The sequence below is a fragment of the Stenotrophomonas sp. 89682_Sma genome (assembly GCF_056481405.1).
On sequence record NZ_CM151147.1, the window covers coordinates 1249828 to 1269623 of the forward strand.

General features: G+C 66.7%; 20 protein-coding genes. 8 read left to right on the forward strand and 12 right to left on the reverse strand.

Annotated elements, in window-relative coordinates; genetic code table 11:
* The first annotated feature begins 46 nt into the window (after positions 1 to 46).
* From ACZK29_RS05785 to ACZK29_RS05795, 3 genes are all read left to right on the forward strand, one after another.
* Positions 47 to 2011, forward strand: a complete 1965-nt coding sequence (locus ACZK29_RS05785; RefSeq protein ID WP_478446791.1) for an OPT family oligopeptide transporter — start codon at positions 47 to 49, stop codon at positions 2009 to 2011.
* Between the two features lie 187 nt (positions 2012 to 2198).
* A complete protein-coding gene (locus tag ACZK29_RS05790) occupies positions 2199 to 4277 on the forward strand; it encodes a S9 family peptidase (protein WP_478446792.1) in 2079 nt (692 codons plus the stop codon).
* A gap of 128 nt (positions 4278 to 4405) precedes the next feature.
* Positions 4406 to 5650, forward strand: a complete 1245-nt coding sequence (locus ACZK29_RS05795; protein ID WP_312570278.1) for a DUF819 family protein — start codon at positions 4406 to 4408, stop codon at positions 5648 to 5650.
* Positions 5651 to 5789: 139 nt separating this feature from the next.
* On the opposite strand, the gene ACZK29_RS05800 is transcribed toward ACZK29_RS05795, so the two are convergent.
* Genes ACZK29_RS05800 through ACZK29_RS05820 form a run of 5 tightly spaced genes read right to left on the reverse strand, consistent with a single transcriptional unit; the run spans position 5790 to position 8814 of the window.
* On the reverse strand, positions 5790 to 6272 hold the full coding sequence (locus ACZK29_RS05800; protein ID WP_111204053.1) for a hypothetical protein: 483 nt from the start codon (positions 6270 to 6272) through the stop codon (positions 5790 to 5792).
* Between the two features lie 46 nt (positions 6273 to 6318).
* Positions 6319 to 6579 carry a cell division topological specificity factor MinE gene (minE, locus tag ACZK29_RS05805; protein WP_005408532.1) on the reverse strand — a complete coding sequence of 87 codons (261 nt, stop codon included), beginning with the start codon at positions 6577 to 6579 and terminating at the stop codon, positions 6319 to 6321.
* 2 nt (positions 6580 to 6581) lie between these two features.
* A complete protein-coding gene (gene minD / locus ACZK29_RS05810) occupies positions 6582 to 7391 on the reverse strand; it encodes a septum site-determining protein MinD (RefSeq protein ID WP_005415682.1) in 810 nt (269 codons plus the stop codon).
* Positions 7392 to 7426: 35 nt separating this feature from the next.
* On the reverse strand, positions 7427 to 8272 hold the full coding sequence (gene minC / locus ACZK29_RS05815; RefSeq protein ID WP_111204054.1) for a septum site-determining protein MinC: 846 nt from the start codon (positions 8270 to 8272) through the stop codon (positions 7427 to 7429).
* Positions 8218 to 8814, reverse strand: coding sequence for a GNAT family N-acetyltransferase (locus ACZK29_RS05820; protein ID WP_014036357.1), 597 nt, complete (start codon positions 8812 to 8814; stop codon positions 8218 to 8220). The genes minC and ACZK29_RS05820 overlap by 55 nt, the downstream gene beginning before the upstream one ends.
* 151 nt (positions 8815 to 8965) lie before the next feature.
* Between ACZK29_RS05820 and ACZK29_RS05825 the strand changes: the two genes are divergently transcribed.
* The 4 genes from ACZK29_RS05825 to ACZK29_RS05840 all read left to right on the forward strand — a co-directional run bounded on the left by ACZK29_RS05825 (position 8966) and on the right by ACZK29_RS05840 (position 12587).
* Complete coding sequence (locus ACZK29_RS05825) at positions 8966 to 10162, forward strand: sensor histidine kinase (RefSeq protein ID WP_111204055.1); 1197 nt, start codon at positions 8966 to 8968, stop codon at positions 10160 to 10162.
* Complete coding sequence (locus tag ACZK29_RS05830) at positions 10162 to 10803, forward strand: response regulator (RefSeq protein WP_005408537.1); 642 nt, start codon at positions 10162 to 10164, stop codon at positions 10801 to 10803. The genes ACZK29_RS05825 and ACZK29_RS05830 overlap by 1 nt, the downstream gene beginning before the upstream one ends.
* A gap of 234 nt (positions 10804 to 11037) precedes the next feature.
* Positions 11038 to 12111 carry a polyketide cyclase gene (locus tag ACZK29_RS05835; RefSeq protein ID WP_164147131.1) on the forward strand — a complete coding sequence of 358 codons (1074 nt, stop codon included), beginning with the start codon at positions 11038 to 11040 and terminating at the stop codon, positions 12109 to 12111.
* Positions 12112 to 12215: 104 nt separating this feature from the next.
* Positions 12216 to 12587 (forward strand): DUF423 domain-containing protein, encoded by a 372-nt coding sequence (locus ACZK29_RS05840; RefSeq protein ID WP_180881002.1) that lies wholly within the window; start codon positions 12216 to 12218, stop codon positions 12585 to 12587.
* Positions 12588 to 13098: 511 nt separating this feature from the next.
* Here the strand turns inward: ACZK29_RS05840 and ACZK29_RS05845 are convergent.
* From ACZK29_RS05845 to ACZK29_RS05870, 6 genes are read right to left on the reverse strand one after another with little or no spacing between them, the layout of a single operon-like run.
* Positions 13099 to 13908 carry a M15 family metallopeptidase gene (locus tag ACZK29_RS05845; protein ID WP_111204058.1) on the reverse strand — a complete coding sequence of 270 codons (810 nt, stop codon included), beginning with the start codon at positions 13906 to 13908 and terminating at the stop codon, positions 13099 to 13101.
* A 9-nt stretch (positions 13909 to 13917) separates the two neighbouring features.
* Complete coding sequence (locus tag ACZK29_RS05850; protein WP_111204059.1) at positions 13918 to 14511, reverse strand: PH domain-containing protein; 594 nt, start codon at positions 14509 to 14511, stop codon at positions 13918 to 13920.
* Entirely contained in the window at positions 14508 to 15797 is a 1290-nt protein-coding gene (locus ACZK29_RS05855; protein ID WP_239504022.1) for an alpha/beta hydrolase, read from the reverse strand. The genes ACZK29_RS05850 and ACZK29_RS05855 overlap by 4 nt, the downstream gene beginning before the upstream one ends.
* 2 nt (positions 15798 to 15799) lie before the next feature.
* The gene (locus ACZK29_RS05860; RefSeq protein WP_049427821.1) at positions 15800 to 15979 is read right to left on the reverse strand and encodes a DUF4177 domain-containing protein; all 180 of its coding nucleotides are present in this window, start codon (positions 15977 to 15979) and stop codon (positions 15800 to 15802) included.
* Positions 15976 to 16155 (reverse strand): type II toxin-antitoxin system antitoxin, encoded by a 180-nt coding sequence (locus tag ACZK29_RS05865; protein WP_005408543.1) that lies wholly within the window; start codon positions 16153 to 16155, stop codon positions 15976 to 15978. The genes ACZK29_RS05860 and ACZK29_RS05865 overlap by 4 nt, the downstream gene beginning before the upstream one ends.
* A 45-nt stretch (positions 16156 to 16200) precedes the next feature.
* Positions 16201 to 17082: an SPFH domain-containing protein gene (locus ACZK29_RS05870; protein WP_019659308.1), complete on the reverse strand. Its 882-nt coding sequence runs from the start codon at positions 17080 to 17082 to the stop codon at positions 16201 to 16203.
* A gap of 137 nt (positions 17083 to 17219) precedes the next feature.
* Here ACZK29_RS05870 and purT point away from each other — a divergent pair, with 137 nt between their 5' ends.
* The gene (gene purT, locus ACZK29_RS05875) at positions 17220 to 18407 is read left to right on the forward strand and encodes a formate-dependent phosphoribosylglycinamide formyltransferase (protein WP_111204061.1); all 1188 of its coding nucleotides are present in this window, start codon (positions 17220 to 17222) and stop codon (positions 18405 to 18407) included.
* Between the two features lie 157 nt (positions 18408 to 18564).
* Here the strand turns inward: purT and ACZK29_RS05880 are convergent, their stop codons facing one another.
* The gene (locus ACZK29_RS05880) at positions 18565 to 19773 is read right to left on the reverse strand and encodes an endonuclease/exonuclease/phosphatase family protein (RefSeq protein WP_111204062.1); all 1209 of its coding nucleotides are present in this window, start codon (positions 19771 to 19773) and stop codon (positions 18565 to 18567) included.
* Positions 19774 to 19796: the final 23 nt, after the last annotated feature.

Genomic DNA, 19796 nt, shown 5'->3' on the forward strand with positions numbered 1-19796 from the left:
TCCTGAACGCTAGCGTGGCAGGGATTTTTTGCCAGCAGGGGCTTCCATGAACCACGACGCTGCGCCCAAGCAGCTCACCTTCCGCGCAGTGGCCCTGGCCATCGTGCTGGCGGTGGTGCTGTCGGCCGCAAACGCCTACCTCGGTCTGTTCGCAGGCCTGACCATCGCCACCGCCATTCCCGCCGCGGTGATATCCATGGGCGTGCTGCGCCTGCTGGGTGGTGGCTCCATCCTTGAGAACAACATCGTGCAGACCGGCGCCTCGGCCGGTTCGTCCATCGCCGCCGGTGTGATCTTCACCATTCCGGCGTTGGTGATCATGGGCTACTGGCCGGACTTCAAGTACTGGTGGGTGCTGGGCATCGCCGGCCTGGGTGGCCTGCTGGGCGTGCTGTTCTCGGTGCCGCTGCGCCGTTCGATGATCGTCGAAGACCCGCTTCCGTTCCCGGAAGGCAAGGCTGCGGCCGAAGTGCTCAAGGCCGGTGAGAACCCGGGCCCGGGCCTGAAGATCCTCGGCCTGTCGGCGGTGATCGGTGCCTTCGTCAAGCTGGCCGCGGAAAGCGGGATGCGACTGATCCCGGACGCCTGGGCCACCTCGGCCTACGTCGGCAGCTCCAAGGTCACCGCCTTCATCGGTACCAACCTGTCGCCGGCACTGCTGGGCGTGGGTTACATCGTCGGCCTCAATGTCGGCATCGTGGTGGTGTCCGGCTCGATCCTGACCTGGCACATCGCCATTCCGATCTACCAGGCGTTCTTCATGAACACCGATCCGGCACTGGCCGCGTCGGTTGCCACCGCTTCGTCCACCGAAGCCGCGTTCGCCATCTGGGGCGCGAAGATGCGTTACCTGGGTGTCGGCGCAATGCTGATCGGCGGCATCTGGACCCTGATCTCGCTGCGCAAGTCGCTGCTGAACGGCGTCAAGAGTGGCTTCGCGGCAGCCCGCAAGAGCGGTGGTCTGGTGCTGGCGCACACCGAACGCGACCTGCCGATGAAGTGGATGCTGGTCGCCCTGGTGGCCTTCGTGCTGCCGCTGCTGGCCCTGTACCAGGCCATCGTCGGCCAGTGGCACGTGTCGATCCCGATGACCCTCATCATGATCGTCGCCGGCTTCCTGTTCGTGTCGGTCTCGGCCTACCTGGCCGGCCTGATCGGCTCGTCCAACAACCCGGTCTCGGGCATCACCATCTCCACCATCCTGTTCGCCTCGGCCGTGCTGGTCGTGCTGCTCGGTGCCGACGGCCTGAAGCCGGTCGGTGCCGGCGGTGCGCCGCTGGGTGCGGTGGCCGCGATCATGATCGGCGCGGTGGTGTGCTGCGCCGCCGCGGTCGGCGGTGACAACCTGCAGGACCTCAAGGCCGGCTACATCGTCGGTGCCACTCCGTGGAAGCAGCAGCTGATGCTGGGCATCGGTGCGTTCTCGTGCGCGCTGATCATGGCCCCGGTACTGAACCTGCTGGCCACTGCCTACGGCATCGGCGTGAAGTCCGAGCTGCACCCGAATGCGCTGGCTGCGCCGCAGGCCAACCTGATGGCCTCGGTGGCCAAGGGCCTGTTCGGTGGCGAACTGCCGTGGACCTTCATCGGCATCGGTGCCGTGGTCGGCGCCGCGATCATCGCTTTCGACAGCTGGCTGAAGTCGCGCAACGCTCGTTTCCGCGTGCCGGTGCTGGCCGCCGCCATCGGCATCTACCTGCCGCTGGAACTGATGGTACCGATCTTCCTCGGTGGCCTGATCGCCCACCTGGTGGAGCGCTTCCACAAGGTGCGCGCCGATGACGAAGAAGGTCGCGACCGCGTGCACAAGCCGGGCGTGCTGTTTGCCGCGGGCCTGATCACCGGCGAGGCACTGATGGGCATCGCCATCGCGATTCCGATCGTGGTCAGCAGCCGTGCGGACGTGCTGGCCGTGCCGTTCCACCTGCCGGGCGCGCAGTGGATTGGCCTGGCCGTGCTGTTCCTGGTCGGCTGGCTGATCTACCGCACCGGCAAGTACGCCAAGGCGTAAGCAATGGGGTCGGATCCCTTCCCGCAGGGAAGGGCTCTGCCCCCCCCCCCGGGGCCCACCTGCAAACCCCGCCCCGGCGGGGTTTGCTGTTTCTGGCGGCTGCCCGCCCGCAGCCATGACCGATGGCCTTGGCAGCTCCGGCCGCGCGGGCCTAACATCGGTTTTTTGCCGTCCTGCGGAGACCCCGATGAAACTGCGTCATGCCCTGCTGCCACTGAGCCTGCTGGCCGCCCTTCCCAGCGTTGCCGCTGCCCGTGGCCTGGAAGTCCGTGACATGGTGGCCATGGACCGCGTCTCCGCGCCGGTGCTGACCGCGGACGGTGGCACCGTGGTGTTCGCCAAGCGCAGCGTCGATGCCAACCTGAAGGCCTCCACCGCGCTGTTCGCGCGTAACCTTCGCACCCGCGACGCGGCGCCGCCGAAGCAGATCACCCCGGCTGGCTGGAGCGTCAATTCGGCCTCGCTGTCGGCTGATGGCCAGACGGTGTATTTCCTCAGCGCCAAGAACGGCAGCCAGCAGCTGTACGCGCAGCCGCTCAACGGCGGCACGCCACGCCAGCTGACCGATTTCGCGGTCGACGTGGACAGCTACCACGTGTCGCCGCAGGACGACCGCGTGCTGTTCAGCGCCGGCGTGTTCCAGGCCTGTGCCTCGGACCTGGCCTGCACCGAGAAGAAGCTGAAGGATGTGGCCGGTGCCAAGGCCAGCGGCAAGGTCTTCGATTCGTTGTTCGTACGCCACTGGGACACCTGGAACGACGGCCGCCGCAACACCCTGTTCGTGGCGCCGCTGCCGGCCGCCAAGGCCGGTCCGGTCAAGGGCGCTTCGGCGCTGAGCGCCACCATCGATGGTGATGCGCCGTCCAAGCCGTTCGGTGGCAATGACGATTTCGTGTGGTCGCCGGATGGCGCCAGCGTGGTGGCCAGCATCCGCGTGGCCGGCAAGCAGGAGCCGTGGTCGACCAACTTCGACCTGTACCGCTTCGACGCGGCCGGCAAGCAGGCGCCGGTCAACCTGACCGCGTCCAACCCGGCCTGGGATGCCGGTCCGGTGTTCAGCGCCGACGGCAAGACCCTGTTCTACCGTGCGATGAAGCGCCCGGGCTTCGAGGCCGACCGCTTCGGCCTGATGGCGATGGACCTGGCCAGCGGCAAGACCCGCGAGATCGCCCCGCAGTGGGACCGTTCGGCCGGTGGCATCACCCTGTCCGCCGACGGCGCCAGCATCTATACCACCGCCGATGACCTCGGCGAGCACCCGTTGTTCCAGATCGACGTGGCCAGCGGCAAGGCCACCAAGCTGATCGGCGACGGCAGCGTCACCGCAGTCGACGTGGCCGGCAACAGCGTGGCGATCACCCGCAACAGCCTGAAGAGCAACGACCAGGTGCTGGTCGGCCTGCTCCCGGCCGCGGGCCAGGCGATCGGCGAGCTGCGCGCGCTGACCCCGGCCGCTGGCGACGTGCTGAAGGACGTGTCCTTCGGCGACTACGAGCAGTTCGAGTTCAAGGGCTGGAACAACGACACCGTGCACGGCTACGTGGTCAAGCCGCACAACTACCAGGAAGGCAAGTCCTACCCGGTCGCGTTCCTGATCCACGGTGGTCCGCAAGGCAGCTTCGGCAACGGCTGGAGCTACCGCTGGAATCCGCAGACCTACGCGGGCCAGGGCTACGCCGTGGTGATGATCGACTTCCACGGTTCCACCGGCTATGGCCAGGCCTTCACCGATGCGATCAGCCAGCACTGGGGCGACCGTCCGCTGGAAGACCTGCAGAAGGGCTGGGACGCGGCGCTGAAGAAGTATTCCTTCCTCAACGGTGACAAGGCCTGTGCGCTGGGCGCCAGCTACGGCGGCTTCATGGTCAACTGGATCGCCGGCAACTGGAACGGCCCGTTCAAGTGCCTGGTCAACCACGATGGCGTGTTCGACCAGCGCATGATGGGTTACGCCACCGAAGAACTGTGGTTCACCGAGTGGGAGCAGGGCGGTACGCCGTACCAGAAGGCCGCGAACTACGAGAAGTTCAACCCGGTCAACCACGTGGCGGACTGGAAGAAGCCGATCCTGGTGATCCATGGCCAGCAGGACTTCCGCATCCCGGTCGAGCAGGGCCTGGCCGCGTTCACCGCTGCCCAGCGTCAGGGCATCGAATCGAAGTTCCTGTACTTCCCGGATGAAAACCACTGGGTGCTGAAGCCGAACAACAGCATCCTGTGGCATGACACCGTCAACGCCTGGCTGAAGCAGCACATCGGCGAATAAGCCGGTCCAGCGCCGCCCCCCCGGGGCGGCGCTCTGCTTGTTGTAGAGCCGAGCCATGCTCGGCTGCTCTGTGCCTCCTTTCCCGCCAACAGCAGCCGAGCATGGCTCGGCTCTACATGAGCGCATGCATGCCTTCGACTGCTCTGATCCAGAACGACATCGTCGTCTTCGGTTTGATCGCCGCCACCCTCGGCGCCGTGTTCTGGACCGCCTCGCGCGAGCAGGGCCTGTGGAAGCGCTTCTACACCTTCGTGCCGGCGCTGCTGCTGTGCTACCTGATTCCCGGCATCTACAACACCGTCGGCCTGATCGACGGGCAGAACACCAAGCTCTACAACCCGATCGCGCGCGACATCCTGCTGCCGGCGGCGCTGATCCTGCTGACGCTGGCGGTGGACATCAAGGGCATCCTGCGGCTCGGCCCGAAGCTGGTGCTGATGTACCTGGGCGCATCGGCCAGCATCATGCTCGGCGCGGTAGTGGCCTTCCTGCTGATGCGCGCGGTGCATCCGGAAACCGTGGCCGGCGACACCTGGGCCGGCATGGCCGCGTTGGCGGGCAGCTGGATCGGTGGCGGCGCCAACATGCTGGCGATGCGCGAAGTGTTCGACGTCAACGCCACCACGTTCGGCCAGTTCGCGGTGGTCGACGTGGGTGTCGGCTACGTGTGGATGGCCGCGCTGATCTTCCTGGCCGGGCGTGCCGCGAAGATCGATGCACGCAGTGGCGCCGATACCTCGGCCATCGATGAACTGAAGGAGCGCATCGCGCGCTTCCAGGCCGAACACGAGCGCATTCCCAGCCTCACCGACCTGATGCTGATCGTGGCGGTGGCCTTTGGTGGTGTAGGCCTGGCCCACGCCATTGGCGCGCCGCTGGCGGCGTGGTTCAAGGCCAACGTCGGCTGGGCCGCGCAGTTCAGCCTGGACGCACCGTTCGTGTGGGTGGTGGTGCTGTCGACCACGCTGGGCCTCAGCCTCAGTTTCACCCGTGCGCGCAACCTGGAAGGCGCGGGCGCCTCGCGCCTGGGCTCGCTGCTGCTGTACTTCCTGATCGCCTGCATCGGTATGCAGATGGATCTGCTGGCGCTGCTGGATCGCCCGTGGCTGTTCCTGCTGGGCATCATCTGGATCAGCGTGCACATCGTGCTGCTGTGGTGCCTGGGCAAGCTGCTGAAGGTGCCGTTCTTCTACTTCGCCATCGGTTCGCAGTCGAACATCGGTGGCCCGGCCTCGGCGCCGGTGGTGGCCGCGGCGTTCCATCCGGCATTGGCACCGGTGGGCGTGCTGCTGGGCACGATGGGCTACGCCACCGGCACCTACCTGGCCTATATCGTCGGCATCACCCTGCGCGCGCTGGCCGGGCAGGGCTGATCGCGCACGGGACGATGGGGGCAGATCCTGTAGAGCCGAGCCCATGCTCGGCTGCTCTTCGCTGTTAGCTGCACAAATACAGATGCAGCCGAGCATGGGCTCGGCTCTACAGTAGATCCACGCCATGCGTGGATGGCGGTTACGCCGCCTGCAGCAGCCCGCGTTCGATCAACCACGCTTTCGCGTCTTCGGCGTCCTGTTCGAACCACGCCTTCGTAGACCCCAGCCGATACGTATACCCCCAGGCATCCATGTCGGCCATCAGCCGCTGGCTGCCGACGCCGGGCAGCTGCCCGGCCAGCACGATCTGCAGGTAGCAGGTCGCGTCTTCCTCGGCCACCGAGTCGGTGGCATCGGTATGCACCTGCGCCCGCCGCTCCGGCGGCAGTACGATCAGGTGGCAGGCCTCATGCAGCATCGAGTGCACGGGCGTGTCATCGCGTACATAGACGTTGCTGGCGATGATGCCCGCCTCGGGTTCGCCCCAGTAGCTGCCGGGAATCGGCTCGCCCGCCGCCACGTGGTGCAGCCGAAGGCCGTGTGCGGCGAGCAGGCGCTGCGCATCGGCGAAGGCGATGTCGCCCACGCAGGTGATGTCCACGGCGGCTGTCGTATCGGTCATGCGGGTCAGGCAGCCCCGCCCATGCAGGCACGGGCGGGGCAGGGGATCAGGGTTTGTCCGGGCCTTCAGGCAGCGCCACGGAGATGTCCAGCACGTCGTGCTGGCCATCCTTCACCAGGTCGACCTTCACCGCATCGACGTCGATGTTCACGTACTTCTTGATCACTTCCAGCAGCTCGCGCTGCAGCAGCGGCAGGTAGTCCGGGCCACCGCGGTGGCTGCGTTCCTGCGCAATGATGATCTGCAGGCGGTTCTTGGCGGTTTCGGCGGTGGTCTTCTTCGCTTTGAGGAAATCAAACAGGCCCATGCTTACCCTCCGAACAGCTTGCTGAAGAAGCCCTTCTTCTCGACGTTGGTGAAGCGCATCGGGCGTTCTTCGCCGAGGATGCGCGCGACGGCGTCTTCATAGGCCTGGCCGGCAGCGGATTCGACATCCAGGATGACCGGCTCGCCCTTGTTGGAGGCGTTGAGCACGTCGCCCGATTCCGGAATCACGCCGATCGCCTTCAGGCCGAGGACTTCCTCGACGTCGGCGATGCTCAGCATCTCGCCGCTTTCCACGCGCAGCGGGGTGTAGCGGGTCAGCAGCAGGAAGGCCGGCACGTCCTGGCCGGACTCGGCCTTGTGGGTCTTCGAGTCGAGCAGGCCGATGATGCGGTCCGAGTCGCGCACCGAAGACACTTCCGGGTTCACCACCACCACCGCGCGGTCGGCGAAGTACATCGCCAGGAAGGCGCCCTTCTCGATGCCGGCCGGGGAGTCGCAGATGATGTAGTCGAAGCCGTCGGCAGCCAGGTCCTTCAGGACCTTGCCCACGCCTTCCTGGGTCAGCGCGTCCTTGTCGCGGGTCTGCGAGGCAGCCAGCACGTACAGGTTGTCGAAGCGCTTGTCCTTGATCAGGGCCTGCTTGAGGGTCGCTTCGCCGTGCACGACGTTGACGAAGTCATACACCACGCGGCGTTCGCAGCCCATGATCAGGTCGAGGTTGCGCAGGCCGACGTCGAAGTCGATCACCGCCACCTTCTTGCCGCGCCGCGCCAGGCCGCAGGCCAGGCTCGCGCTGGAAGTGGTCTTGCCGACGCCGCCCTTGCCGGAGGTGACTACGATGATTTCAGCCAAAGGACTTCTCCTGATGATTCTGTTTGGGTGCTGCGTCAGTCCAGCGCAGCGATCTTGATCTGGTCCTGTTCCAGCCACACCTGCACGGCCTTGCCGCGCAGGGTGTCCGGGACATCGTCCAGTACCTTGTAATGGCCTGCAATGGCGACCAGTTCCGCATGGAAATCACGGCAGAAAATGCGTGCCGCGGTGTTGCCCTGGGCCCCCGCCAGCGCGCGGCCGCGCAGGGTGCCGTAGATATGGATGCTGCCATCGGCGATGACCTCGGCGCCGGCGCCGACGGTGGCCATCACGGTCAGGTCGCAGTTTTCGGCGTACAGCTGCTGGCCCGAACGCACGTTGCCCAGCTGCATGCGCCCCGGCTGCGGCGCAGCGGCGTCGGCCACCTTGGCCAGCGGCGTTGCCGGGGCCGGCTTCGGTTCGGCACGGGCCGCGCGGCGCGGTTCCGGTGCGGGCGGCGGCGGGGCCGGCTCGGCCTCGGCACGCTCGTACTGCGCGCGGAACTTGGCCAACAGCGGCAGGCCGAGCTGCTGCGAGAGCAGATCGACCGCGCTGGTGCCGTAGGCCAGTGCCACCGGCAGCACGCCCGCGCTGCGCAGGCCGTCGACCAGCGCCTGCGCGGTGGCCACGTCCGGGACCTGGCTCAGGCCGCCGAAGTCGAGGATCACCGCGGCGCGGCCGAACAGCTTCGGCGCGCGGGTCACGCGCTCGCGCATTTCCTGCACGAGGCGCTCGACATCAAGGGTACGGACGCGCAGGTTGGCGATGCCCACCTGGCCGATCTTCAGTTCACCCGCCTGTTCGTAATCGAAATTCACCGCCACGCTCAGGTCCCCGTCGGCCGCTGTGCCTGCGCCGGCAGCTGCCGGGCGCGTGTCCATGCCACATCCGGCAGCTTGTCGCCGTAGGTCTCCTGGACCCAAGGGTAGCTGCACAGTTCCTTGGCCAGCATGCTGGCGCGCACATCGACCTGGGGCATCGTGTTCTGGCCCAGCTCGCGGAAGCCGAAGCTGCCGTGGAAGAGAAGGGCGGCATCGGCGCCATGGTCGAGGAAGACTTCGCAGGTCATCTGCGGGTAGCGCAGCTCGGCGAAGCTCTGCGCGTCGGCATAGAACGCACGGCCGACGCCGCCACCGCGACGGCGGCTGGCGACCACGATGCGGTCGATATAGAAGAACGGGGTGTCCAGCTGCTGCTTGAACCAGGCGAAATTGCTGCTGTCGTGCTGGCTGTCGCTGCCGAAGCCGATCAGGAAGCCGGCCAGGTTGCCGTCGCGCTCGGCGACGCGGAAATACTCAGCGGTTTCATAGAACAGGCGCAGGCGGGCCGCATCCAGGGGAAGGATGGCCAGGCCAGCGTTGTTGTTCAAAGCCAGGACGGAATCGAGCTCGTGCTCGCGCACGTCGCGGATGACAATCGACATTGTGACTCCGTGGGGTAACGCGGTTGGTCCATCAAGGGACCCTGCGCACGATTATTGCATGCCCGGGGTGAGCTGCGGCATGAACAGGCGACCGCGGAGGCATGACTTCCGTGGGAGTGCGCGATGCAGGCCGGGCCCGTAGAGTGCTGGCATGTTGGGAGTCCTCAGCCATACCCGCGTCCTCCGCCTGGCCGGCCTGTTCACCTGGGTCATGGTCGGCCTGCCCCTGGCGTACTCGCAGTTCGAGAACCTGCACAGCCGCGGTGACATGGGCGGCTGGGCGGTCCTGCTGTTCGTCGCCTACCTGTCCTTCGGCACGGCCTACTACTGGTTGACCCGCATCCTTCGCAGCGACAGCCCCACCAGCTGGCTGGACCGCGGCCTGCTGCTGTTGCTGACGGTCTCGGCGCTGGGGGTCAGCTTCCTCAGCGGTTCGGGTCTGGGCAGCATCCTGATGATGGTGGCCGCCGGGGTCATTCCGTGGATGCTGTCGGTGCGGCTGGGGGTGCTGTGGCTGCTGGTCAGCCAGCTGGCCGTGGCTCCGGTCTATTACATGCTGCTGCGCTTCCCGCTGTTCGAAGCGGTGATGCAGTCGCTGCTGTACGGCGGCTTCTCCATGTTCATCTTCGTGACCAGCTTGGTCGCGCGGCAGCAGACCGAGGCCCGCGACGAGCAGCGCCGGCTCAATTCGGAGTTGCGCGCGACCCGTGCCCTGCTGGCCGAGAGCGCGCGGGTCAACGAGCGCACCCGCATTTCGCGTGAACTGCATGATCTGCTGGGCCACCAGCTGACCGCGCTGACCCTGAACCTGGAAGTGGCCGGGCACCTGGCCGAAGGGCAGGCGCTGGAGCACGTGAAGCGCTCCCACACCTTGGCCAAACTGCTGCTGGGCAACGTGCGCGAGGTGGTCAGCCAGCTGCGCGAGACCGGCGCGATCGACCTGGCCGCGGCGCTGCGCCCGCTGACCGAGAACGTGCCCTCGCTGGACATCCAGCTGGACATCGAGGACCCGCTGAACGTGGAGGACCCCCAGCGGGCCCATGTCCTGCTGCGCTGCACGCAGGAGATCATCACCAACGCGGTGCGCCACGCCGGTGCGCGCCACCTGTGGATCAAGGTGTACCGTGAAGCCCCGGACCGTGTGGTGGTGGAGGCCCGCGACGATGGTGTCGGCGCGGACATGGTCAACGTGGGCAATGGCTTGCGCGGCATGCGCGAGCGCCTGCAACAATGTGGTGGCCAGCTGCAGATCGAAACCCGCCCCGGTGAAGGTTTCCGGCTGCGGGCGACGGTGCCGGCAACGGTGCTGGTGGCGGCCCTTACCAAGGTTCCTGAAGGAGTGCGTTGATGATTCGCGTCTGCCTGGTTGATGACCAAACCCTGGTGCGGCAGGGAATCCGCTCCCTGCTGGCACTCGACGACGGCATCGAGGTGGTGGCCGAGGCCGGCGATGGCCGGCAGGCGGTGGAGCTGATCCCGCAGGTGCGCCCCGACGTGGTCCTGATGGACATGCGCATGCCGGTGATGTCCGGGCTGGAAGCGCTGCAGGTGCTGTCGCGGCAGGAACAGCTGCCGCCGACCATCATCCTCACCACCTTCGACGACGATCAGCTGGTGCTGGCCGGCCTCAAGGCCGGTGCCAAGGGCTACCTGCTCAAGGACGTCACCCTGGCACAGCTGGTCGGTGCCATCCGCACCGTGGCCGAGGGCGGCTCGCTGGTGCAGCCGGCGGTGACCCAGCGCCTGTTGTCGGGCCTGGAGCACATGCGCAACGAGTTCGTCAGCCTGGACCGCCCGGATCCGCTGACCGACCGCGAGACCGAGATCCTTCGGCTGATGGCCAGTGGCTTCTCCAACAAGGAGATCGCCAATTCGCTGGGTGTAGCCGAGGGGACCATCAAGAACCACGTCTCCAACATCCTCTCCAAGCTGGGCGTGCGCGACCGTACGCGTGCCGTACTGAAGGCGTTCGAACTCCAGTTGGTCTGAGAAAAATCGTTTCGGTACAAAGACTTGGATGGTCGCAGGGGGTTCCGGCCAAGGTTGCCCCCTACTTGCCGGGTAGCGGTATGCGTTACCCTTCGAATTCTTTGTCCATACAAATACGCAGCCGGCAGGGAAACCGGTGCGCCAATCCCGATAAACAATGCCCGCGAAGCCTGCTAGGATTGGCGCTTCGCTTCAATCAACCCGGCCGTGGGATCGGCCCCGGAGACTCTCTGAATGACCCGTATTATCGAGTTCCTGATCGCCTTGGGGATCGTGGCTGGCCTGTTCGTCATTATTGGCGTCTGTCTGCCGGGCGAGCGTCACATCACCGAAAGCATCGAGACCAACCGCAAGATGACGATCGTGTACGACACGGTCAGCAGCCTGCGCCGCTTCAAGGACTGGAACCCGCTGGTACTGCGCGATCCCGCCGTTGAACTGAAGCTGTCCGGCCCGGCCTCCGGCAAGGGCGCCACCCTGGACTTCACCTCCAAGGACCTGGGCACCGGCTCCTGGAAGATCACCGACGCCGAAGAGAACAAGCGCGTTGCGATCGCCATCGAAGACGCCACCAAGGGTCACGACAAGGTCACCACCTTCACCCTGGAGCCGACCGGCAAGGGCGGCCGTAACGTCAAGATCACCCAGGACTACTCGGTGAAGTACGGCTTCGACCTGTTCGGCCGTTACGCAGGCCTGTATGTCAGCCGCCAGATCGGCGACGACATCAAGATGGGTCTGTCGCGCATGGCCAACATGCTGGCGACCGTGCCGAACGTCGACTACCGCACCCCGGAAGCCCCGCTGACCGATCTGGCCATCGTTGATGTGCCGGCGGAAGACCTGCTGGTCGTCAACGCCGGTAACGTGGACCGCGGTCAGGACACGATCACCAAGTCCATCAAGGACAACCAGGAGTGGATCAAGCGCGTGATGGAGGCCAATGGCCTTGAAGCCGCCGGTCCGTTCCGCATCATCACCACCGACTTCGGCCAGGAGAAGTACGCCTTCGACGTCGCCCAGCCGGTGAAGAAGAAGGGTGCCGAAGGTGCCACCGCTGAAGCCCTGACCGTCAAGATCGACGGCGGCGCTCCGGTGAAGTACCTGCATGTTGCTCCGCACCGTTCGGCACATGCGGCCTACACCGGCCACATGGCGGGTCTGGACGTGGCCCGCAACGGCCTGCGCGCCTGGGCTGTGACCTCGGGCAACGAAGTGATCGACCGTCCGTACGAATCTTGGAAGGACGGCATCGACAAGTCGTTCACCCCGGAAGGTACCTACGACATCTACTGGGCCGTCAAGTAAGCCTCGGCTGACCCATGTAATGTTGGACACGAAAACGCGCCGCTCATTGCGGCGCGTTTTTTTTCATCTGGCGCCCGGCAAAGGGCGCTGCGCAAGGAGCCCTCATGTTCAACCTGGAACGTCGCGCACGTAAGCCTTCCCTGCTGGCCTGTGTTGGCGCGCTGCTGGCGGCCGCCTCGATCGGCCTGTCCGCCTACGCCTCGCACGGTGTGGCCGACCCGCTGGCGCAGCAGCATCTGAACATGGCGGCGCTGTATGCGTTCGCGCATGGCGCGGTGCTGGTGGCACTCGGGCCACGCGCGCAGGGCGCGATCGCGCACCTGGCGCTGTACGTGCTGCTGTTGGGCGTGCTGCTGTTTTCCGGCAGCCTGGTGGGCGGCGCGTTGTGGCAGTGGCCGACGCGGATGGCACCGATTGGCGGCACCAGCATGATGGCCGGATGGGTGCTGCTGGCGATCAATGCGTTGAGGCGGTGAGGGTCGCAGGGCTGTCGCTCCGATCCATGCCGATGCGATCGTGATGGTTCATGGGCGTTACTTTTCTTTTCGCGCGAAAAGAAAAGTAACCAAAAGAAACGCGCCGCCGACCGCGAGCCGGTGCTGCGCACCGGTCCCCTGCGCTCCTCGGCCCGTCGAGGGACGGTGCGGAGAGCAGCCGAGCATGGCTCGGCTCTACAGAATCGCAGGCACCTCTTCGCCCTCGCCGGACCTGCGGTGCTCGGCTTGCTTGAAGGCGGACCCAGCAGCCGCGCGCTGATCCGTCATAGAGGCTTCGAGCGAAGCGACCCGCTTTTGTCTTTGCTCTCTTGTTCCATCCCGTGGCGGACGCACACGGAAACTGTCAGAGGCCAGGTGGGTGGCCTGGGCAGGGGTATCCGCGCCATGGATGGCGCGGCTAAGCCTCCAGGGACGGATTCACGGCGTCCCCTGTCCAGCCTGCCCGCCCGGACAGCTTCATGAATTTCGCCGTGCAGCTGCCACGAGGGGCTCAGCCGTTGGCCGGTCTCCAGCACCAGTGCCACGGTTCGTAGACGATGCCGTGCGGATTGTCGCGCGGGTAGCTCAGCTGGAAGCCGTGTTCACCGGCATGGGCCTGCAGCCAGGCGAATGCCTCGGTCGCTTCGAACGCTTCCTCGGCGGGCGCGTCCCCGGGTGTGCCGATATCCAGCGCATGGCCGCTGTGATGTTCGCTGAAGCCCGGCGCTGCATTGACCTTCAGGATCTCCGCCACGCTCAGTCCGCGTGCCAGCTTCCGCTCGAAGATTCCCAGCTGGTAGGCATGGCTGCGGAAACCGGAGATGGCGTCCAGTGCGATGCCATCCTGCGCTGCGTGCAGGCGCATGCGGCGCCAGCCCTGTGCGGCGCCGCGACGCAGCCACAGCGGTCGGGCGAAACGATCACGGCCTGCGAAGTGCAGCAGGCAGGGCTCCGGCTCGAGCGGCAGCCCGCTGTCGTCGGCGTAGCGCTGTGCATCCAGGCCAAGCTGCTGCAGGCGCTGCTGCAGTCCAGCCAGCGGCAGCCATTGTTCTTCCAGTGAGGTGGCGAGCGGCCGTGCCAGCGGCGCGTCCAGCAACGCCAGGGCCTCCTCGACGCCGGGTTCGCGCGGCAGGCGCGGCACCAGCGAATGGACGCCGCGCGCCAGCACCGCAGCCAGGTAACGGCCATCACGCTTGCGCCGCAGCACCCATTGCGCCTGCGACAGCAGGCGTGCATCCGGATTGCTGCGTGCGCGCAGCAGATCGGCGGGCCACAGCTCGATGGCTTCGGTATTGATCAGCAGGGGCGGGCGTCGTTGCATCGCCTCAGCTTACTGCTGCGGTGCCGGTGCGGCCACCTTGCGCAGTGCCTCCAGCAGCGCCTGTGGCCGGTCCAGGCTGAGCAGCAGGGTGCTGCCATCGCGTACCGGCAGCACCAGGACGCGGCTGCGGTCGGTGACCAGTGCAAAACCCTTGCCACCGCCCTGCAGGCGGAAATGGCCGGAATGGAAGCCCGGCATCGAATAGCCATTGGTCTTGAAACGGATGCCATAGCGGCGATCGTGGCCGAGGTCGACCACCTCGGCCTGGTCCAGGCGCAGCTGCGCCGCCGGCACCCGCCGCCGGTACATCGTTGAACGCACGTCCAGCATGTCGCCATCGAACTCAACCCGGCGCCTGAAGAAGGCCAGGCCCAGCCCGATGCCGAGCACGGCAATCACCACCAGGCTCCATGCCGCGCTGCCGCCCATGCGGAACCACGGCGGCGACAGGGTCACCTCCATCCACGGTGCGTCGGCCCGGGTGGTGTGCAGCTGCGCGTAGACGCTGATGGCGAAGGCCAGCAGCAGGGGCAGCACCACCCAGAGCACGCGGAACGGTGAGCTTTCCGCCACGTCGAAGCGTTTCGGATCGCTGCCGCTCATCGCTGCGCCTTGATCCAGGTGGCCACGTCATCGATCAGCGTTGTATCGACATGGCCCGGTTGTGCATATTCCTGCAGCGAGCTGGGACCGCTGCCGGCAATGCCGATGTGGTTGAGCGCCGGATACGCGCGCCATTGCACGTCGCTGCGGCCGGCCAGCGCCTTCTGCCAGAGCGCCCGGTCGGCATCGGGTACCTGGAAATCGCGGCCGCCGTGCAGCATCAGCATCGGTTTGTGCAGGGCCTGTGCATCGGCCCGTGCGTTGACCGCCTCCACGCTCTTCCAGAACGACTGCGGAACGCCCAGTGGCAGTTCGCTCGCTGGCGCCGGTGCATCACTGCGCGCCGCCGCGATCTGCGCGTCAAGACGGTCGAGGAAGGCCTGTTCCGGTGCGCTGATGCTGCCGTCCAGTGCCATCAGGTAGCGGTTCTGTTCCGGCAACAGTTCCAGCAGCGTGCGTGCGGGCGCAGCCCACAGGATCGCGCCGCGTGCCTGTGGCCAGCGAGTGGCGATGCGCGGGGCGAGCATGCCGCCCTGGCTGTGCCCCATCACGAACACGCGCTTGCGGTCGATGTTCGGGGCCGCAGCCAGGCTGGCCAGCGCGGCCTCCGCATCCAGCGTGGTTTCGTCATCGACGGTGAAGTGGTCGTTGGCGAAATCCCGTGGACGGGCGAGGGTGCGCTTGTCATAGCGCAGCACGGCGATGCCCTGGGCGGCCAGGCCGCGGGCAACATCCAGGAACGGGCGACTGCCACCGATCGTCTCATCGCGGTCCTGCGGACCCGAACCATGCACCAGTACCACCGCCGGGAAGGGGCCTTTTCCCTTCGGCAGTGCCAGGGTGCCGGGCAGGGCGCCGCGCGCCTGCGGCACGCTGAAGTCCACTTCGCTGTAGGTGGCATCGGCCGGCGGCGGTGGTGCCTTGTCGGCCGCAGCGGGCCGCAGCATCAGGCCGGCCACCTTGTCCTGTGCATCCACCGCCACCTGCGCATTGACGCGGCCGCTGGCGAACTTCAGTGGCACCACCACCAGCGTCATGTCCTGCTGTGTATTCACCTGGAGGGTGCCGCGATCCTGCAGTGCGCCCAGTGAATTCCACAAAGCCCCCAGTTTCTCGGCGGGCACGGCCTGGGCCATCTGCGGCGTGAACATCGCTTCCGCTTCGGCCACGCGCCCGGCCTGCAGGTGATCGAGCAGGCGGTTGGCGATCTGCTGCGGTTCGGCGGCGATCGCCGGGCAGCTCAGCAGGGCCAGTGACAGCATGAGCAATCTGCGATGGCGCGACATGGCTACTGTTCCTTCTTGAAGACCAGCATGGCCGGGCGCATCGGCGCCGGGATGATGACGTTGACCAGTTCCCAGCCCAGCTGTCCCTGGCGGGTCAGTTCACTCTGGATGTCTTCGGCCTTCAGGGTGCCCATCATCGTGGTCTTCACTTCGATCGTCTGGTAGCTCCAGCGCGTGCTCATTCCTTGTCCTCCGGCGATGGCGTGGGTTTTGGCAGGCGTCCTGCCTTGCGCAGTGCGTCGCGCAGCACGTATTCAATCTGCGCGTTGAGGCTGCGCAGCTCGTCGTCGGCCCAGCGCTGCGCCGCGGCCAGGACCTCGGCGTTGATGCGCAGCGGATAGGCTTTCTTCTCACTCATGAAAACTCCTGGCGGGGCGGTGGGGCGCCCCGTTGCGAGGGTGGTTCAGTACAGCGAACCGGCGTTGACGATCGGCTGGGTGCCGCGGTCCGAGCACAGCACGGTCAGCAGGTTGCTGACCATGTGCGCCTTGCGCTCCTCGTCCAGCTCAACCACGCCGTTCTTCTGCAGTTCGGCCAGGGCCATTTCGACCATGCCGACGGCACCGGCCACGATGCGCGTGCGTGCAGCGATCACCGCGTTGGCCTGCTGGCGCTGCAGCATGGCCTGGGCAATTTCAGCGGCGTAGGCGAGGTGGCTGATGCGTGCGTCGATCACCTGCACACCCGCATCTGCCAGGCGCTCGGCCAGCTCGTTCTTCAGGTGCTGGGAGATCTCGCTGGCGTGGCTGCGCAGGGCCAGCTGGCCGTCCTCGTGCTGGTCGTAGGGATAGCTGGTTGCCATCGCACGCAGCGCAGATTCGGACTGGATGTGCACGAAGCTCTCGTAGTCGTCCACGTTGTAGACCGCTTCGGAGGCGTCGACCACCTGCCAGACGATCACTGCGGCGATCTCGATCGGGCTGCCGTCCAGCTCGTTGACCTTCAGCTTGCCGCTTTCGAAGTTGCGCACGCGCTGGCTGACCCGGCGCTTGGCGTAGAAGGGGTTGTTCCAGCGCAGGCCGTTGTCCTTGACGGTGCCGACGTACTTGCCGAACAGGCTCAGCACCGCCGCCTGGTTGGGCTGGATGGTGTACAGGCCGGCCAGGATGAAGACCGCGGCAGCGACCACCAGCACGCCGGCCAGCATCAGAAGCAGGTTGGGCGAGCCGGTGCTGGCCTTGGCCGCCACCCCCAGCACGAACAGTGCGCCGCCGGCCAGCGCGGCCAGCAGGGATCCGGCCAGGGTGCCGAGGCCGTTGAGGGAGGCAAGCGACTTCTCTTTCATGGCGGTACGTCCTTGAGGGTTCGGGATGAAGATATCAAAGTGATATCACTTGTCGACTACCGTTCGTCGGATGCCGTGGCCGGGGCGGTCGGCCAGCTAGAATGCCCACCCGCCTTCACATCGCTGCTGGAACCGCCATGGCCAAGCTTGGAACTCCGTTGTCCCCCTCCGCCACCCGCGTGCTGCTGCTGGGCTCGGGCGAGCTTGGCAAGGAGGTGGCCATCGAGCTGCAGCGGTTGGGCGTGGAAGTGATCGCCGCCGACCGCTATGCCGATGCGCCGGCGATGCAGGTCGCACACCGCTCGCACGTGATCGACATGCTGGACGCGATGGCCCTGCGCGCGCTGATCGCCCAGGAACAGCCGCACCTGGTGGTGCCGGAGATCGAGGCCATCCACACCGAGACCCTGGTGCAGCTGGAACAGGAGCAGGGCCTGCGGGTGATCCCGACCGCGCGTGCCGCGCGCCTGACGATGGACCGCGAGGGCATCCGCCGCCTGGCCGCCGAGACCCTGGGCCTGCCGACCTCGCCGTACCGCTTCGTCGATACCGAGGCCGAGTACCGCGCTGCGGTGGCCGCCATCGGCCTGCCGTGCGTGGTCAAGCCGGTGATGTCGTCCTCGGGCAAGGGCCAGAGCACGCTGCGCAGCGAGGCGGACATCGCTCCGGCCTGGGACTACGCGCAGACCGGTGGCCGTGCCGGTGCCGGCCGCTGCATCGTCGAAGGTTTCATCGATTTCGACTACGAGATCACCCTGTTGACCGTGCGCCATGCCGGCGGCACCTCGTTCTGCGCACCGATCGGCCACCTGCAGAAGGATGGTGACTACCGCGAAAGCTGGCAGCCGCAGCCGATGTCGGACAAGGCGCTGGCGCGTGCCGAAGAGATCTCGCGTGCGATTACCGACGACCTCGGTGGCTGGGGCCTGTTCGGCGTCGAGCTGTTCGTGAAGGGCGATGAAGTGTGGTTCAGCGAAGTGTCGCCGCGCCCGCACGACACCGGCCTGGTGACCCTGGTATCGCAGGAGCTGAGTGAGTTCGCGCTGCATGCGCGCGCCATCCTCGGCCTGCCGATCCCGCTGATCCGCCAGAGCGGTCCGTCGGCCTCGTGCGCACTGCTGGCGCACGGCGAGGGCGTGCCGTACTTCAACAACGTCGCCGCCGCGCTGCAGGTGCCGGACACCGCCGTGCGCCTGTTCGGCAAGCCGAGCGTGCATGGTCATCGCCGCGTGGGCGTGACCCTGGCGCGCGCTGAAACCATCGACGAAGCGCGAGCCATCGCGCGTGATGCCGCCGACGCCATCGGTGTCGAACTGCGTCCATAAAGCGGTAGCGCCGGGCCACGCCCGGCGGCTTTCCCTGCGCTGCGCGATTTTTCTGTAGAGCCGATTTTCTGTAGAGCCGAGCCCACGCTCGGCTGCTTTTCAATCCGCGCCGCGCGCGAGAGCCGAGCGTGGGCTCGGCTCTACAGAGCAATCTGCCTTACGGCGTCACGTCCACCCACACCAGGTGGTGGTCGCTGCCGTCGGCGATCTTCGCTTCCGGGCTTTCATTGGCCGGCCAGAAGATGCCGCTGCCCACGTAGTCGAAACCGGTGGAGGGCAGCACGTAGTCCAGGCGCATGGTGCCGGACTTCGGGCCGAAATCGCCGGTGGCGTGGAACGGCGCGCCCTTGCGCTCGATGCCCTTGGCCGCATAGGCCAGGCTGGTCTGCTCGCCGCCGATGCTGCGCGGGGTGGGGTAGCGCAGCACGCGGGCATTCTCGATCAGCTCGACGATCGCCTCATGGCGCCCATCGCCATCGACCGGGTCGTTGTTGAGGTCGCCCAGGATCACGAAGCGCGCGTCCTGCGCCAGGCCACCGCACTGGCCCTTGTCGTCGCACAACCACGGCTTGTCACCCTTGGACAGGTATTCCTGCCACAGGCGAAGTTCGTCGTGGTTGCGCGCGGCATTGCGCTTCTCCGGGCCGTCGAACACCGGCGGGGTCGGGTGCGAAACCAGCGCGTGCACCACGCCGGCCGGGGTCTTCACCGGCACGTCCCAATGCGACTTCGAGGACAGGCGCAGCTGCGACCATACATGGTCGTTGTAGAAGCTCTGGCCGGTACGTGGATCGACCGGGCGGATCGCGCCGGGCATCGCGCTCCACTTCAGCAGCTGGAAGCTGCGCACCTTGGCTTCATCGATCGGGTAGCGCGACAGCACCAGCATGCCGTACTGGCCCGGGTGCAGGCCGTAGCCCCACGCGTCATTGCCACGGCTGCGGCCTTCGCCGCCGACCACGCCGTTGTTGTCCAGGTCCAGGCCGCTGGGCACGCCGGTGTTGACCGGGGCCAGGTAGCGGTAGGCGAAGTGCAGCGGCTTGCCGCCGCCGGGCTGGGCCACTTCCAGGTAGCGCTTCTGGAACAGCTCGGCGGCGCGGTGGGCATCGTCGAAGTCGAACTCGTTCAGCAGCACCAGGTCCGGGCGCACCTGCTGCAGCACGGCGGCAATCTTGCGTGCGTGCTCGCTGTCGCCTTCCAGCTCCTTGATCAGGCCGCCGGCGTCGTCGGAGTACAGCGAAGTGTTGTAGGTGGCCAGGCGCAGCGCAGTGGACGGCTTTTCGGTCATCGCGGGGGACGTGGCGAAGGCGGGGGCGGTGGCGCCGCAGAGCAGGGCCAGGGCGAGGATCAAGGGTTTGGCGTTCATCCCCCTATTCTGCACCCGGCCCG

Bases quoted from the DNA above. Each gene is read 5' to 3' on its own strand.
- ACZK29_RS05785 (WP_478446791.1), top strand. From the start codon at position 47: ATGAACCACGACGCTGCGCCCAAGCAGCTCACCTTCCGCGCAGTGGCC.
- ACZK29_RS05790 (WP_478446792.1), top strand. From the start codon at position 2,199: ATGAAACTGCGTCATGCCCTGCTGCCACTGAGCCTGCTGGCCGCCCTT.
- ACZK29_RS05795 (WP_312570278.1), top strand. From the start codon at position 4,406: ATGCCTTCGACTGCTCTGATCCAGAACGACATCGTCGTCTTCGGTTTG.
- ACZK29_RS05800 (WP_111204053.1), bottom strand. From the start codon at position 6,272: ATGACCGATACGACAGCCGCCGTGGACATCACCTGCGTGGGCGACATC.
- minE (WP_005408532.1), bottom strand. From the start codon at position 6,579: ATGGGCCTGTTTGATTTCCTCAAAGCGAAGAAGACCACCGCCGAAACC.
- minC (WP_111204054.1), bottom strand. From the start codon at position 8,272: ATGGACACGCGCCCGGCAGCTGCCGGCGCAGGCACAGCGGCCGACGGG.
- ACZK29_RS05820 (WP_014036357.1), bottom strand. From the start codon at position 8,814: ATGTCGATTGTCATCCGCGACGTGCGCGAGCACGAGCTCGATTCCGTC.
- ACZK29_RS05825 (WP_111204055.1), top strand. From the start codon at position 8,966: ATGTTGGGAGTCCTCAGCCATACCCGCGTCCTCCGCCTGGCCGGCCTG.
- ACZK29_RS05830 (WP_005408537.1), top strand. From the start codon at position 10,162: ATGATTCGCGTCTGCCTGGTTGATGACCAAACCCTGGTGCGGCAGGGA.
- ACZK29_RS05835 (WP_164147131.1), top strand. From the start codon at position 11,038: ATGACCCGTATTATCGAGTTCCTGATCGCCTTGGGGATCGTGGCTGGC.
- ACZK29_RS05840 (WP_180881002.1), top strand. From the start codon at position 12,216: ATGTTCAACCTGGAACGTCGCGCACGTAAGCCTTCCCTGCTGGCCTGT.
- ACZK29_RS05845 (WP_111204058.1), bottom strand. From the start codon at position 13,908: ATGCAACGACGCCCGCCCCTGCTGATCAATACCGAAGCCATCGAGCTG.
- ACZK29_RS05850 (WP_111204059.1), bottom strand. From the start codon at position 14,511: ATGAGCGGCAGCGATCCGAAACGCTTCGACGTGGCGGAAAGCTCACCG.
- ACZK29_RS05855 (WP_239504022.1), bottom strand. From the start codon at position 15,797: ATGTCGCGCCATCGCAGATTGCTCATGCTGTCACTGGCCCTGCTGAGC.
- ACZK29_RS05860 (WP_049427821.1), bottom strand. From the start codon at position 15,979: ATGAGCACGCGCTGGAGCTACCAGACGATCGAAGTGAAGACCACGATG.
- ACZK29_RS05865 (WP_005408543.1), bottom strand. From the start codon at position 16,155: ATGAGTGAGAAGAAAGCCTATCCGCTGCGCATCAACGCCGAGGTCCTG.
- ACZK29_RS05870 (WP_019659308.1), bottom strand. From the start codon at position 17,082: ATGAAAGAGAAGTCGCTTGCCTCCCTCAACGGCCTCGGCACCCTGGCC.
- purT (WP_111204061.1), top strand. From the start codon at position 17,220: ATGGCCAAGCTTGGAACTCCGTTGTCCCCCTCCGCCACCCGCGTGCTG.
- ACZK29_RS05880 (WP_111204062.1), bottom strand. From the start codon at position 19,773: ATGAACGCCAAACCCTTGATCCTCGCCCTGGCCCTGCTCTGCGGCGCC.